Here is a 14081-nt window from a genome sequence, read left to right on the forward strand (position 1 = left end):
GTCCCCACAGAAGGAGAAATTCATTATGACTATCCCCAACGGCCTCACCGCCGGAACCTGGAACCTGGACACTTCGCACAGCGAAGTCGGTTTCACCGTCCGCCACGCAGGTATCAGCAAGGTCCGTGGCACGTTCGACGACGTCCACGCCGTCATGAACGTCACCGAGAACATCGAGAATTCCACCATCGAGGCCACGGTGAAAACCGATTCATTCAACTCGAAGGACAGCAACCGCGACGCACACGTCAAGGGACCAGACTTCTTTGACATCGCACAGTTCCCCGAAATGACCTTCAGCTCCACTGGGCTTTCAGGGGACGATGAAAACTACGTGCTCGCCGGTGACCTGACCATTCGCGGCGTGACCAAACCCGTAGAATTCAACACCGAGTTCAACGGAGTCGCAGTGGACCCGTTCGGCGCAACGCGCGCCGGGTTCAGCGGCCAGACCGTCATCTCCCGCAAGGACTTTGGTCTGACCTACAACGCTGCCCTCGAAGCTGGCGGCGTCCTGATTGGCGACAAAGTCACGATCAGCCTCGACGCAGCTTTCGTGGCACCCGCGGAGTAGGCTCTCTCCCCCCTGCGCTGACCTGCGCGAGATCACCCTTTAGCCTCGCTGACACTCTGTATAGAGGGTGACGTCGTCGACAAAAGGTGATCTCGCGCTGCGTTTCGTTGCGGAATGGTTAGCGAAATCAACGTTTTCAGCGACACGTGCCGACTACGCTTAAACGATGCCCATGCCGCGTTTCCCCACCCCTCCCGAGCGCGAGCCAACCCGGACCCACAACGACGGCGCCAGCCCCGTTGACCTCCGAGACCGACCTATCGCCCAAAGGCTGAAGGACCTCAGCGGGCTGCAGCAGGAAATCAGCGCCGCCTACGTACTCTGGTTGGCCTCCGCCGCCTTCTCGGTGGTGTTGCACGTCGCTAGCCTGGTTGGATCGGTTGGAACCTACGGCCGCGGCGCACTGGTCCTCGATGTACCGAGCCTCATCTTTGCCACCCTCATCAGCGTGGCCATCGTTTACCTTGCCGTCCGCATGAAAGAAAGCGCACCGTGGGCCCGTATCGCGCTCAGTATCGTTGGCGCCATCACCACTATTTCCTCGATCATCACCATCGGAACCATTGGTATGGGAATCATCACTGCCCTGATGCAGATCGTGGCAACAACACTGATGTGGACTGCCGCAGGGCACCGCTGGTTCAGGACATCAACACCTGACCTGCCAGCTGGGGTATCCCACGGGGGTTGAGTTCGAATGGACCTGACCGCGATGTGCACCCGCTGTACGCTTGGAATCAGCCACCAACGTAAACAAAGGACGCACGATGAGTACCCCTGAGAACAATTCAGACCCCCAGAAGCTCACACCCGAAAGTAACCCCTACTCGGGGCAAGCGGCTCCGGGCAGCCAACCACAGTACGGGCAGAACGGGCCAGACAGCGCACCGGGCAGCCAGCAGCCCTACGGTTACCAGGCGCCACAGGCCTCCGGCTACAACTACCCAGGCGGCGCCCCGGAGACACCCGCAGCGGACAAAGGCCCAGCCCCTAAGCAGGTCGATATGGCTTACTGGCTCATCCTGGCCGCCGGCGCCCTGACACTGATCTCCGCCATCATCGCTCAGATGACCATGCCCGATCTCCCCGGTATGTCATCCAATATGGTGGCCGCCGCAGGGATCGTAGGTCTGATATTCGCGATCATCTCCGTCGCCATCTACGTTGTGCTAGCCATCTTCATCCGTAAGGGCCACAATTGGGCCCGGATCACGGCCACGGTCTTAGCCAGCATCAACGTCGTCATACAGGTCTTCAACCTGATCAGCGTCGCCATTGCAAGCGGCGTGGACAATGAAATGTACGCGTCTGCCCCAGCGGCGAACCCCTTCAGCGTCATCCTGGGCTTGATCATCATGATTCTCGGCGTTGTCGCCGTCGTCCTGATCTGGATGAAGCCGGCGCGGCCGTACTTCCAGCAGGTTCGACCCGCCGGATACGCACCGCACCAAGCCTAAATATCTAGCCAGTACGCGGGGTGCGGGATTCGGAAGAAACTTCCGGATCCCGCACCCTTTGTGCATGGTAGGCCAGGATCTGCAGTTCAGTGGCCAAATCCACCTTCCGCACCTGCACCTGTTGAGGCACCTGCAGGATCGTCGGCGAAAAATTGAGAATGCTCGTAATGCCCGCAGCTACAAGCCGGTCGCAGAGTTCCTGCGCAGCGCTGGGAGGCACCGACAGAATAGCCATGTTCGCACGCTTGCTCTCGAGGACCTGCTCCAACTGATCAACCGGGCTGACCCGCAACCACCCCACTTCCCTGTCGATGACCAGTGGATCAACGTCAAAAAGCGCCACCATTTCGAACCCGCGAGATACAAAGCCGGAGTAGCCCGCGAGCGCACGCCCCAGGTTCCCGGCACCTACGATGACCACCCGCAAATCATGGTTGAGCCCCAGAGCGTCGGATATCCGCTTGGTAAGCTGCCCAACGTCGTACCCCACACCGCGGGTCCCATACGACCCGAGGTAGGAGAGGTCCTTGCGGAGCATGGCGGGGTTCTCCCCTGCGGCGGTGGCGAGCTCCTCAGACGAAACTCGCGACGCAGCATCCGGCCCCAACCCGTTGAGTGCGCGCAGATAGATGGTCAGGCGGCCCAGCGAGGCGGCTGGAATCTCACGACTACCTGAGGGCAGTTCTTTGTCCCACGAGGTCACTGCTCACGCTCCGTGCCCAATAGCCGGCGAAGGCGGACCTCATCGATGCGCCAAAAGTCCCTCGGCACGCCATCGATCAGGAGCACAGGAATTTCCTCCGCGTAGCGTGCACTCAGCTCCGGATCATCGACGATGGATTCCTCAGACCAAACGATTCCGAGTTCACCGGCCACGCGCCCGACAACCTCCCGCGCATCCTGACAAAGATGGCATTCCGGTTTCGTCAACAGCAGGAGGTTCGGTGAATACATACCTACAAAGCTAGCGTGCAGGCGACGACGGCGCATTCCGCACATGGCAAAGGCCCGCACCGAAACGGTGACGGGCCTTCCATAGTGTCAGGGAGCTCTACTCCCGGCGACTACTTTTTGTTGCGACGCTGGTGGCGCGTCTTACGAAGCAGCTTACGATGCTTCTTCTTGGCCATACGCTTGCGGCGCTTCTTGATTACTGAACCCACAGAGTCCTCACAAACTGTTCTTGATCGACTACCGGTGAACGAGCCAAGGCGCGCTACTACCAGCAGATTCTTACGATGACGTAAAACGTTCCTTAACAGGGTACCGCCAATCCGCCGTTTTCCTTTACCGGAAGAAGCGGCGGTCAGGCGGTGCCGGTTGGCTTCTCCTGCTGTGCTGACTGCAGTACGCTTTCGACGGCGGACTCGGGAACACGGTAGGAGCGGCCAAACTGGACGGCCGGCATTTCGCCGGAATGGATCATGCGGTACACGGTCATTTTTGACACGCGCATAACGTCAGCCACCTCGGAGACTGTGAGGAAGCTTACGTTTGAGAAGTTGGTTTCGTCTGCCATTTCTCCAGATTTCTCTCTCGCTTCGGACAATGCTCCCCAGCAACCTTGACGGCGTGTTGCCTTGTAGTCCGAGCCCAAACCGTCTAATGGGTAACTCTAGTGGCTCATGTGACGAAAGTGAAAGCGGATGCTCAATCCCTTTTTTTGCGGAACCGCGGCAGGTTGGCGAAAATGTCTGCAGCCCTGCCAGCCGCACGCTCCACCGTCCGCTGCAGTTGTTGCGGACGTCGCTGTTCGCCGTCATAAATGACCACTTGCTCCGTGACGCCAACTTCCATGGAACCGACGGCAGCGATGGGTTCAGGTTCTTGGATAACCTCGGCCTCAAAACCACTCAGCCAGGTGACAACCTCTTGGAGCGGTTCGGCGCGCAGCGAATAAAAACGCTTCTGGCCCTGGGCCTGCATAGTGACCAGCCCGGCCTCGCGGAGTACTTTCAGGTGCTTTGACACCGTTGGTTGACTGACGCCCAGTTCCCCGACCAACTCCCCGACAGCCTTGTCCTCGGAACGCAGAGACGCAAGAATTTCGCGTCGTGTAGTCTCCGCAATAACTGCAAAAACATCATCGATCGCCATTCCATAACTTTAGCCGCATATGTTCTGCACGGCATCCTGTTCACCAGAATTACAGCGGCTAGTCGAACCATGGATCCAGTGCGTGGATGGGAAAGACTGCCTTGCGAGTGGCCATGATCGTTCTGTCCACAGCGTCATTGGGATCGTACCCAACCTCCCAGGACCGCCACCACGTATCCGCTCCGTCTCCCATGAACTCGGGAGCCTTGCCGTAGCGCTCAAGCACATACTCCCGCCACTGGGGTGGAACAGCCGACGACGGCGACAGCGGCACCCCAGCGGCGACAGCCATCAGCAGGGACCAGCTTCGGGGCACAACCGAGGCAACGTTGTACCCCCCTCCGCCGGTCGCGATCCATCGTCCGTCGCAGAGTTTGGTGGTCAAATCAGCTATGGACAGGGCCGCTTGCCGCTGCGCATCGACACTGAGTTGCAAATTGGATAAGGGGTCGGTGGCGTGGCCGTCGCAACCGTGCTGACTGACGATAACCTCAGGGGCAAACGCCCCCGCGAGCTGCGGCACTACGGCATGGAATGCGCGCAACCACGCGGCGTCTCCGGTACCGGCAGGAAGAGCCACATTGACCGCAGTCCCCTGCGCGTCCGGGCCTCCGACCTCATTGGCAAAGCCCGTGCCCGGGAACAACGTTAGGCCGGACTCGTGCAGGGAGATAGTCATAACGCGCGGCTCATCCCAGAAAATGCTTTGTGTGCCGTCGCCGTGGTGGGCATCAACGTCAATGTACACAACTCGCTGGATACCGCCGTCGAGTAACCGCTGAACGGCCATGGCGGCGTCGTTGTAGATACAGAACCCACCAGCCATGCCTCGCGCGGCATGATGCATTCCTCCCCCGAAGTTGACCGCCCGCACAGATTCCCCCGACAGCACGGCGTCGGCTGCCGCCAGGGAAGCACCTGCTAGTCGGGCGCTTGCCTCATGCATGCCAGCAAAGACGGGAGTGTCTTGGGTACCCAGTCCAATGTCTTCACGCGTGCTCTCAGGATCTGCGCTCACAGCCTTGACTGCAGCGATATACGCCGCATCATGGACGAGTTCCAGTTCCGCATCCGAGGCCACGAACGGCACGCCGAGAGAGACCTCCGGAACATCGAAAATCCCCAGCTCCCTGGCAAGCCGTACCGTCAGTTCCAACCGCGCAGGATGCATGGGGTGCTGCTCGCCGAAGTTATAAGCCAGCATTGACTCATGCCAAATGACCCGGGTGGGCACCGGCGGCAGACCGAAAGCAGAAACGCTGAGCATCTATGTCACGCTACGCGATTCATGCGCTAACGCGCCACGAACCGCACCATCATGTACCGATAAGTGATTTACTACTCGGAGGGCAGAAGCCGTTCGACGGCGGAAATCACGCCTCGAATCGACCCAAAAGAGACCAGGCGCATCGGAGATCATGGCTAGGAACCAGCCGTCATGGCGGCAGGACGAACCACGCGGTTACCAAAGCATCCTCAGAACCGTCCGCGACTTCGTCGACCGCGTGGCCAATAGCTCCCCCGCGCGGCTGGCACTTTTTATCTTCGGCGCGGTCATCTGCGTGTTCACAGCGTTACTCAGCCTCCCCATTGCTTCCCGGGACGGGGAGGTAACACCGCTCCACGACGCGCTGTTCACCGCTGCTTCCGCGGTCTGCGTCACGGGACTGACTGTCGTTTCCACAGCCACCCATTGGTCCTTCTTCGGCCAGCTCATCATTCTCATCGGCATCTTCGTTGGCGGCCTCGGCACACTCACCCTCGCCTCGCTACTGGCCCTCATGGTCAGCAAGCGTCTCGGCGTCCGCGGGAAGCTCATTGCACAGTCCGCCATGAATAACGCAGGACGCCTCGGTGAGGTGGGCGCTCTACTGCGTATCGTCATCACGACGTCGGTCGTCATCGAATTAGTCCTTGCCCTCATGATGATCCCCCGCTTCTACATCCTCGGCGAATCATTCTGGATGTCCGTCTGGCACGGAATTTTCTACTCCATCTCCGCCTTCAACAACGCCGGATTCACGCCCCACTCAGATGGCCTGGTCCCCTACGAAACCGACCTGTGGATCCTCACGCCTCTGATGCTCGGCGTATTCCTGGGCAGCCTCGGATTCCCCGTCATGATGGTCCTCCTGCAACACGGCATGCGGGTGAAGAACTGGACCCTCCACACCAAACTCACCATCAACGTCTCTTTTATACTCCTCTTCGCTGGTACCTTCGCGTGGGCCGCCATGGAGTGGAACAATGAAAAGACAGTCGCCGGAATGAACATCGGCGACAAGATCGTGCACTCGCTCTTCGCGTCGGTGATGATGCGATCAGGTGGTTTCAACCTCGTGGACCAGAGCGATATGAGCTCTACGACCATGCTCCTCACCGATGCGCTCATGTTTGCTGGCGGCGGTTCCGCGTCGACGGCCGGCGGTATCAAGGTCACCACCATCGCCGTTATGTTCCTAGCCATCGTTGCCGAGGCACGCGGCAACACGGACATCCAAGCCTACGGGCGGACCATTCCGCAGGGAGCGATTCGTGTAGCGATCTCTGTCCTCGTGCTCGGAGCTACTCTCGTCATGGTCGCGTCCGGGCTACTTCTGTGGATCTCCGGGGCCAACCTGGACCGTGTAGTCTTCGAAGTCATCTCTGCCTTTGCCACCGTAGGCTTGAGTACAAATCTCAGCGCCGAAGTGCCGCCGTCGGGCAAATACGTCCTCGCTACGCTCATGTTCGCAGGACGCGTGGGAACCGTAACTCTTGCTGCGGCGTTGGCACTACGCCAACGCCGCCAGTTGTACCACTACCCGGAAGAGAGGCCGATCATTGGCTGACAAAACGACGGCGGGCAACCGTCCAAGACACAATGCACCGGTCCTCGTTATTGGCCTCGGCCGATTCGGCGCGGCCACAGCGGAGCAACTCGTCAAGCAGGGGCGGGAGGTTCTCGCGATTGAACGAGATCCGCACCTCGTGCAGAAATGGGCCGGCACACTGACCCATGTTGTCGAGGCAGACGCAACCGACATCGAAGCCCTCCGGCAGCTTGGCGCCCAGGAGTTCAGTGCCGCAGTCCTCGGCGTCGGCACATCCATCGAATCGTCTGTCCTCATCACGGTGAACCTTGTGGATCTGGGAATCGAACATCTCTGGGTCAAGGCCATTACGCCCGCCCACGGCAAGATTCTGAAACGGATCGGAGCCAACCACATCATCTATCCGGAGGCCGACGCCGGCCAGCGAGCGGCTCACCTGGTGGGTGGTCGCATGCTGGATTTCATTGAATTCGACGACGGTTTCGCGATCGTGAAGATGTATCCGCCGAAGGAGACTCAGGGGTTCACTCTCGGCGAGTCAGGGGTGCGGTCCAAATACGGCGTGACCGTGGTGGGCGTCAAGACCCCCGGTGAGGACTTCACGTACGCCAGACCTGAAACGAAGGTCACGAGCCGCGACATGCTCATCGTCTCGGGACATGTGGATCTGCTGGAGAGGTTCGCGGCCCGCCCGTAGCCCCGGCGCCTCCCCACTGTTCTTCCCGTCGTCATTGCCGCGGTCACTCAGGCCGTCACTCCCGCCGAGGTCACCCTTGGACGACAAAATCCCCCGTGTGCGGGGTGATCTGGCAGCTAAAGGGTGACGTCGCGGTTCGCGTTTAACCCTTGGCCTTCAGCTCTGCGGTGATCTCCGCCGCCCGCGCCGCTGCGTTGCGGGCTCCGGCTTCAATAATGCCTGGCATTCCCTTGGCATCGAACGTTTTGATGGCCTGCTCGGTGGTGCCGTTGGGGCTTGTAACCTTTCGACGCAGGGTGGCCGCGTCAACACCGTCCTCGGCGAGCATAAAGCCTGCACCAGCCACCGTCTCCCGAGCGATGGTCCGTGCTAGTTCGTCGTCGAGCCCCAAGGCGATGCCTGCGTTGGCCATGTGCTCAGCGAGGTAGAACGCGTACGCCGGACCTGAACCACTCACCGCGGAAAGGGCATCGACCTGTTCCTCTGGGATCTCCACGACCGTGCCCGTGGGCTTCAGCGCTTCAATGGCACGGTCCAGCTGCTCACGGCTGCAGGCCGAGCCAGCAGAAACGGAGACGACGCCGCGGCCCACGCGCGACGGCGTGTTAGGCATGGTACGGACTACCGGCTGTCCTTCGTTGAGGGAGCCTTCCAGCAGTTCCAGCGATACTGCGGCGGCCACGCTGAGAACCACCGTGTCTTGAGAGAGCGAGTCCGCAATGTCGCGGCACAGATCAACGATGCCGACCGGCTTCACACCGAGGATGACGACGCCGGCCCCAGCCACCGCTGTGCGGTTGGCGTTTGCGTCCTCATTGTTCGATAGAACGGTAATTCCGTGTTGGTTCCGCAGTTCCTCTGCGCGTTCAGGACGACGCACTGTGGCCGTCAACTGCGCGGCGGGCAGGCCGCCGGCGAGGATTCCGCCGAGAATGGCTTCGTTCATTGAGCCGCAGCCCAGGAAAGTGATTTTGGTGTTTACATCAGCGTTTTCGTGTCCAGTGCTCATGTAGCCGATTGTGTCATGCCGCAATACACACCCTTTTCTCAGGTTGTTTCATGCTTGTGCTCAACTTCGGGTCGTAGTCTTCTTAGTACCTCATAAAGGTGCGAGTGATGACGGGTCAGATCCCCAGTCTGACCCAGGCGCCGGTGAGCGCAGTGTGTTCCCCCCAACCGCCTGCCGCTCACCGGCGCCGTCCCTTTTTAACTGGCACTAGCCCGCAGGTCGTCCGCTACCGCTGTGTAGGGTGTACTGCATGACGAGTCCAGAGCTCTGCGAATGGGTTCCACGTGATAACAGATACCGCCATTCGGAGGTATCTGTGGTGCGCGGATACGGCGACGCTGTGTGGGCGCGCGCCGCGCGGGACGTGCTCCGCTGGAAGGTGAAGACCGACAGCGGATTTACCGTGAACTCGACAGGTCCTGTCAGGGGAGGCGAGCACTTGGTCGTCACAGCGCGTGTGTTCGGTATGACCATCATTGAGCCCGTGGAAGTCGTAACCGTCGTCGAGGAGCCTGACCGAGTCGGATTCTCCTACCGCACCCTGCCAGGGCATCCGGTGTGCGGCGAGGAGGCGTTTATTGTCCATCGCCACGGCGATGAGGTCTGGCTGAGCATTCGCTCACTCACACGGGCGGCATCAGGACAACCATGGCGAGCGCTCTACCCATTCCTTCGCGTTGCGCAGCGAATCGTTCGTAGGCGATACCTGCGCGCCCTGCTCTAACGATTCTGGCGGGCAAGCTAGGCCTGGCCCAGGTGCTTTCGCGCGAACTCAAGAGTCTTGCCCAGCCATTCCTCGCGTTCGCCGGGTCCTCTGGCACGCCGGGTGCTTACTTCGATAACAACGGACCCGTCCCAATTGGACTCGGCCAGGTACTCGAGAGCCTCGGCGCAACGCTGCGAGCCCTGTCCGGGGAGAAGATGCTCGTCCTTGCCGTTCGCGTTGCCGTCGGTGAGGTGGACGTGACTCAGACGGCCACCGAGGTTCTGAATTTCGGCGCAGGAGTCCATACCAGCGCTGGCTGCGTGGGAGAAGTCCCACGTGATGTTGTCGTACGGCAAGTGCATCGGGTTCCAGTGCGGCAGATAAGCCTTTGTTTCGCGTCCGCGGACCAACCACGGATACATGTTCTCAACCGCGATGGTGACACCGTAGTCGTTCTCAATGTGCCGTATACCGTCGGCAAAGTTCTCTGCGTAGCCACTCTGCCAACGGAACGGTGGATGTGCCACAACAACTTCCGCGCCTACCTCCGCGGCCATGGCTGCGGACATGGTGATCTTGTTCCACGCCCTACCCCAGACCTGTTGTGTCAGCAACAGAGTGGGCGCGTGGATGGCCATGATCGGCTGGTCGTACCGTTCACTCAAATGCCGTAGGGCTGTGGGATTCTGGCTGTCGCGGTTGTGCGTGACCATCACTTCGACGCCGTCGTACCCGAGGTCGCTGGCCACAGCGAAAGCATCATGGACCGCAAGCGGGTATACCGAGGCGCTTGAGAGTGCCACCGGAATAGAGTGCGATTTTGCCGCGGCCATTTAGCTAGACCTTCCCTCGTGTGCAGCAAGCGACTGGGTTCCGGCGGTCAGCTCCGGAAAACCTCCGCTGGCCATCAGTATCGGTTCGGATGATTCGTACATCAGCGTATCGAATCGTCGCAGGATCAGGCCCTCGCGAAGTGCCCACGGACAGATTTCAATCTTCTTGACCTTCATGACTTTCATGGCCCGCCGGGCAACAAGAGCTCCGGCGAGCAGCTGCGGCGCCCTCAGTTGAGAGACGCCGTCCAGATGTGACGTGTCATCGACCGTCAGGGCTGCCAGGCGCGTGGTCCACAGTTCAAGGTCATCACGTCGAAGGGTGCGTCGGACAAATGGTCCAGAGCCCGACGGCGCCGACCCAGCCAATCTGGCCAACGATCTGAACGTTTTGGACGAACCGGCCACGAGGTCTGGTTTGCCCAGCGACAAGAACTCTCCAGCGACATCGTTCATGGTCTTTTTGATGTACTTGCGCAGTGCCTTGATACTTTTGGCTGTGGGTGGATCCCCCTCCAGCCAGTCTCGGGTCAGCCGTCCAGCACCGAGCGGAATCGATGTAGCCACGGACGGTATCTCGTCCATTCCCATAGCGAGCTCAAAAGAGCCGCCCCCAATATCGAGGTCCAGTATGCTGCCTGCGCCCCAGCCGTACCACCGACGGACGGCGAGGTAAGTCATGGCCGCTTCCTGGGGGCCGGTGAGCTCGCGGAGGCTGATCCCGGTGTTCTCCCGCACCTGAGCCAGAACCTCAGCCCCGTTGGCTGCCTCCCGAATGGCGGACGTACAGAACGCGAGTAAGTCCTCGGCATGGTGGCGGAGGGCAAACTCCCGCGCCTCAGCCACGAACGATTCCAGCTCGGCCACTCCACGCGGCTCGATATTGCCTTCATCGTCGAGAAAAGCAACGAGACTCAGGGGACGCTTGTGCGTTGCGAACGGCACTGGACGTGCCCCCGGGTGCGCATCCACGAGAAGTAGGTGAACGGTATTCGAACCAATATCAAGAACGCCTAGACGCATGATCCCATTATGCTTGCCACTTGCTCACTGCCAGATCCGAGCCCCTACTTTTTCGCTGTCACTTTTTTGCGGGCCGGAGCTTTTCGTGCCGGTTTCTTCGCCGGGCCCTTAGCTCTTTTCTCAGCCAGAAGATCAATGGCCTGTTCCCGGGTCAGCTCCTCGATCGCCATCGAACCGGGCACCGTGATGTTGGTGATTCCATCGGTGATGTACGGACCAAACCGGCCGTCTTTGACCACGATGGTCTTTTCCGTTGTGGGGTCATCTCCCAGCTCAGCCAATGGCGGAGCTGCGGTGCGTCCACCGCGCTGTTTGGGCTGAGAGTAAATCTCCAGAGCCTGTGCCAGCGTGATCGTAAAGATTTCCTCTTCTGAACCGATTGAGCGAGAGTCGCTGCCCTTCTTCAGATAGGGGCCAAACCGGCCGTTCTGCACCGTGATCTCGATGCCTTCTGCATCGGATCCCAGTACCCGCGGCAAATTCAACAGCTTCAGGGCCTCTTCAAGAGTGACGGTTTCCACTGACATGGTCTTGAAAAGTGATCCCGAACGCGGACGGACCTTAGCCGGCTTCTTGGGTGGTTTTGGCTTCCCGTTCTTGTAATACTCCACCGGCTGCTTGGCCAGCTCTTCCTCGGTTGGCTGCGCGATGACTTCTGTGACGTAGTCTCCGTACCGCCCGGTCTTGGCCACAATGGTGTGGCCCGTGTCCGGATCCTGGCCCAGCTCGTGCTGCTCCGGACCCGAGGAGTTCATGAGCTCGATCGCCTTCTCCGCTGTCAGCTCATCCGGTGCGAGGTCTTCTGGCACGTTGGCCCGTTCAGGCTGAGTACCTTCCTCCGCATCTGCGGGGACCGGCTTCTCCAGATACGGACCAAATTTGCCTACTCGGAGAACAATGCCCTCCGCGATCTCGATCGAGTTGACCTGACGGGCGTCGATCTCGCCCAGATTATTGACTATGGTGTGCAGCCCGGGGGTGGTGCCATCGCCATAGTAGAAGTGATTCAGCCAATCCACGCGGCCTGCTTCGCCACGCGATATACGGTCTAGGTCTTCTTCCAACTCAGCGGTGAAATCATAGTCCACGTAGTTCGTGAAGTGTTCCTCAAGAAGGCGTACAACGGAAAACGCGATCCAGCTCGGCACCATCGCCTGACCACGGGCCCGGACGTAGCCGCGGTCCATGATCGTCGAAATAGTTGCGGCGTAGGTTGAGGGACGCCCGATGCCTAGTTCTTCCAGCATCTTCACCAATGACGCCTCGGTAAAGCGTGGCGGAGGCGATGTCTCGTGCCCGGCAGCATCAATGGATTCAGCGGTCAGCGCATCCTTGGCCTTGACGTTCGGCAGCCGGCCCGCGTTGTCCTCTTCGCTGCGTGCAGCGTCGGTGCCCTCTTCATACGCGGCCATGAAGCCGCGAAAGGTGATGACCGTCCCGGAAGCTGTGAACTCGGCGTCGCGCGTGGTGCCATCCGCATAGGCTGCCGTTGCACCCACCCGCAGCGACGCCGTCGAGCCCTTGGCATCAGCCATCTGCGAGGCCACCGTGCGCTTCCAGATCAGCTCGTAAAGCTTGAATTCCTGACCCGTGAGTGACTTCGCAACCTGTGCAGGGGTGCGGAAGGAGTCACCTGCGGGGCGGACGGCCTCGTGCGCTTCCTGGGCGTTCTTGGCTTTGCCCTTGTAAACGCGACGGGCATCGGGCACGTATTCGGGACCGTACAGTTCCGAGGCCTGACGCCGTGCGGCGTTGATCGCCTGGTCTGACAGCGCCGAGGAGTCCGTACGCATATAGGTGATGTAACCGTTTTCATACAGCCGCTGCGCAACCTGCATGGTGGTTCTCGAGCTGAAGCGCAGCTTCCTGGCCGCCTCCTGCTGAAGCGTCGACGTGGTGAACGGTGCCGCTGGCCGACGTGTATACGGTTTGGTGTCCAGCGAACGGACCGCAAAATCAGCCTTCTCCAGAGCGGTGGCCAGCGCTTTGGCTGCCTCCTCATCGAGATGGGCTACCTTCTGGTTCTTCAGTTCACCGCGGTCGGTGAAGTCTTTGCCCGTAGCGACCTTGGCGCCGTCGAGCGTGGCCAAGCGGGCTTTGAAGGCGTCCCCCGGGGAAGTGTCCACTGGTGCCAGCTCTGCAGTCAGGTCCCAGTACGACGCCGTCCGGAACGCCATGCGTTCGCGCTCACGTTCCACGACGAGGCGAGTCGCGACGGACTGCACGCGGCCAGCAGAGAGACCACTGGCCACTTTCCGCCACAGCACAGGGGAGATCTCGTAGCCGTAGAGGCGGTCCAGAATGCGACGCGTCTCTTGAGCGTCCACCATAGGCATATCGACGTCGCGCATTTCCAACAGCGCACGCTGAATGGCTTCGCGAGTGATTTCGGGGAAGGTCAGGCGGTGAACCGGCACCTTGGGCTTGAGCACCTGCAACAGGTGCCACGCAATCGCTTCTCCTTCACGGTCACCGTCAGTTGCCAGATAGAGTTCGTCGGCATCCTTGAGGAGCGCCTTGAGCTCGGCGACCTTCTTCTTCTTGTCCGGGGACACCACATAGTAGGGCTCAAAATCCTTGTCCAGATCCACGGCAAACTTACCGACCGAGCTCTTTTTCAACTCCGCAGGAAGGTCCGAAGGTTGCGGCAGGTCCCGGATGTGTCCCATCGAAGCGGTCACCTCGAAGCCCTCGCCAAGATACCCGGCGATGGTCTTCCCCTTAGCCGGCGACTCGACGATGACTAACTTTTTCCCCGTCTTTACGGAGGCCTTGGTGGGCACGATGCTCCTACTAACATGGTGGAAAGTTCTTGAACAGGTCTACCATAACGCCCAACTCGACGTCTCCTGTCATGGACGATGTGTGGAGA

General features: G+C 60.2%; 16 protein-coding genes. 6 read left to right on the top strand and 10 right to left on the bottom strand.

Going from position 1 to position 14081, the window contains the following annotated elements:
- Positions 1-25: 25 nt before the first annotated feature.
- The 3 genes from JOE65_RS13660 to JOE65_RS13670 all read left to right on the top strand — a co-directional run bounded on the left by JOE65_RS13660 (position 26) and on the right by JOE65_RS13670 (position 2031).
- Positions 26-574 carry a YceI family protein gene (locus JOE65_RS13660; protein WP_205163712.1) on the top strand — a complete coding sequence of 183 codons (549 nt, stop codon included), beginning with the start codon at positions 26-28 and terminating at the stop codon, positions 572-574.
- Between the two features lie 166 nt (positions 575-740).
- Entirely contained in the window at positions 741-1265 is a 525-nt protein-coding gene (locus JOE65_RS13665; RefSeq protein WP_205163713.1) for a hypothetical protein, read from the top strand.
- A gap of 76 nt (positions 1266-1341) precedes the next feature.
- The gene (locus JOE65_RS13670; RefSeq protein ID WP_205163714.1) at positions 1342-2031 is read left to right on the top strand and encodes a hypothetical protein; all 690 of its coding nucleotides are present in this window, start codon (positions 1342-1344) and stop codon (positions 2029-2031) included.
- Between the two features lie 4 nt (positions 2032-2035).
- Here the strand turns inward: JOE65_RS13670 and JOE65_RS13675 are convergent, their stop codons facing one another.
- The 6 genes from JOE65_RS13675 to JOE65_RS13700 form a co-directional block, all read right to left on the bottom strand.
- Positions 2036-2734 (bottom strand): redox-sensing transcriptional repressor Rex, encoded by a 699-nt coding sequence (locus tag JOE65_RS13675; protein ID WP_205163715.1) that lies wholly within the window; start codon positions 2732-2734, stop codon positions 2036-2038.
- Positions 2731-2985, bottom strand: a complete 255-nt coding sequence (locus JOE65_RS13680) for a glutaredoxin family protein (RefSeq protein WP_205163716.1) — start codon at positions 2983-2985, stop codon at positions 2731-2733. The genes JOE65_RS13675 and JOE65_RS13680 overlap by 4 nt, the downstream gene beginning before the upstream one ends.
- 110 nt (positions 2986-3095) lie before the next feature.
- On the bottom strand, positions 3096-3194 hold the full coding sequence (locus tag JOE65_RS13685) for a 30S ribosomal protein bS22 (protein ID WP_003792170.1): 99 nt from the start codon (positions 3192-3194) through the stop codon (positions 3096-3098).
- Between the two features lie 143 nt (positions 3195-3337).
- Positions 3338-3550 carry a helix-turn-helix domain-containing protein gene (locus tag JOE65_RS13690; RefSeq protein ID WP_205163717.1) on the bottom strand — a complete coding sequence of 71 codons (213 nt, stop codon included), beginning with the start codon at positions 3548-3550 and terminating at the stop codon, positions 3338-3340.
- Between the two features lie 131 nt (positions 3551-3681).
- A complete protein-coding gene (locus JOE65_RS13695; protein ID WP_205163718.1) occupies positions 3682-4128 on the bottom strand; it encodes an ArsR/SmtB family transcription factor in 447 nt (148 codons plus the stop codon).
- Between the two features lie 58 nt (positions 4129-4186).
- Positions 4187-5332, bottom strand: coding sequence for an acetoin utilization protein AcuC (locus JOE65_RS13700; protein ID WP_205164214.1), 1146 nt, complete (start codon positions 5330-5332; stop codon positions 4187-4189).
- A gap of 214 nt (positions 5333-5546) precedes the next feature.
- On the opposite strand from JOE65_RS13700, the gene JOE65_RS13705 reads away from it, so the two are divergent.
- Both JOE65_RS13705 and JOE65_RS13710 read left to right on the top strand, forming a co-directional pair.
- The gene (locus tag JOE65_RS13705) at positions 5547-6959 is read left to right on the top strand and encodes a TrkH family potassium uptake protein (RefSeq protein ID WP_205163719.1); all 1413 of its coding nucleotides are present in this window, start codon (positions 5547-5549) and stop codon (positions 6957-6959) included.
- On the top strand, positions 6952-7638 hold the full coding sequence (locus JOE65_RS13710; protein WP_205163720.1) for a potassium channel family protein: 687 nt from the start codon (positions 6952-6954) through the stop codon (positions 7636-7638). The genes JOE65_RS13705 and JOE65_RS13710 overlap by 8 nt, the downstream gene beginning before the upstream one ends.
- A gap of 142 nt (positions 7639-7780) precedes the next feature.
- Here JOE65_RS13710 and proC read toward each other — a convergent pair whose 3' ends face one another.
- Complete coding sequence (gene proC, locus JOE65_RS13715; protein ID WP_205163721.1) at positions 7781-8647, bottom strand: pyrroline-5-carboxylate reductase; 867 nt, start codon at positions 8645-8647, stop codon at positions 7781-7783.
- 250 nt (positions 8648-8897) lie between these two features.
- Here proC and JOE65_RS13720 point away from each other — a divergent pair, with 250 nt between their 5' ends.
- Positions 8898-9371, top strand: a complete 474-nt coding sequence (locus tag JOE65_RS13720) for a DUF1990 family protein (protein WP_205163722.1) — start codon at positions 8898-8900, stop codon at positions 9369-9371.
- Positions 9372-9388: 17 nt separating this feature from the next.
- Here JOE65_RS13720 and JOE65_RS13725 read toward each other — a convergent pair whose 3' ends face one another.
- The 3 genes from JOE65_RS13725 to topA are packed head-to-tail and all read right to left on the bottom strand — an operon-like array spanning position 9389 to position 13992.
- Positions 9389-10186 (bottom strand): sugar phosphate isomerase/epimerase family protein, encoded by a 798-nt coding sequence (locus JOE65_RS13725; RefSeq protein ID WP_205163723.1) that lies wholly within the window; start codon positions 10184-10186, stop codon positions 9389-9391.
- Positions 10187-11209 carry a Ppx/GppA family phosphatase gene (locus JOE65_RS13730; RefSeq protein WP_205163724.1) on the bottom strand — a complete coding sequence of 341 codons (1023 nt, stop codon included), beginning with the start codon at positions 11207-11209 and terminating at the stop codon, positions 10187-10189. It abuts the gene before it with no gap.
- Positions 11210-11253: 44 nt separating this feature from the next.
- Positions 11254-13992 (bottom strand): type I DNA topoisomerase, encoded by a 2739-nt coding sequence (gene topA / locus JOE65_RS13735; RefSeq protein ID WP_205163725.1) that lies wholly within the window; start codon positions 13990-13992, stop codon positions 11254-11256.
- Positions 13993-14081 lie beyond the last annotated feature (89 nt).

Source organism: Arthrobacter roseus (assembly GCF_016907875.1).
In the GTDB taxonomy this organism is placed as follows: Bacteria; Actinomycetota; Actinomycetes; order Actinomycetales; family Micrococcaceae; genus Arthrobacter_J; species Arthrobacter_J roseus.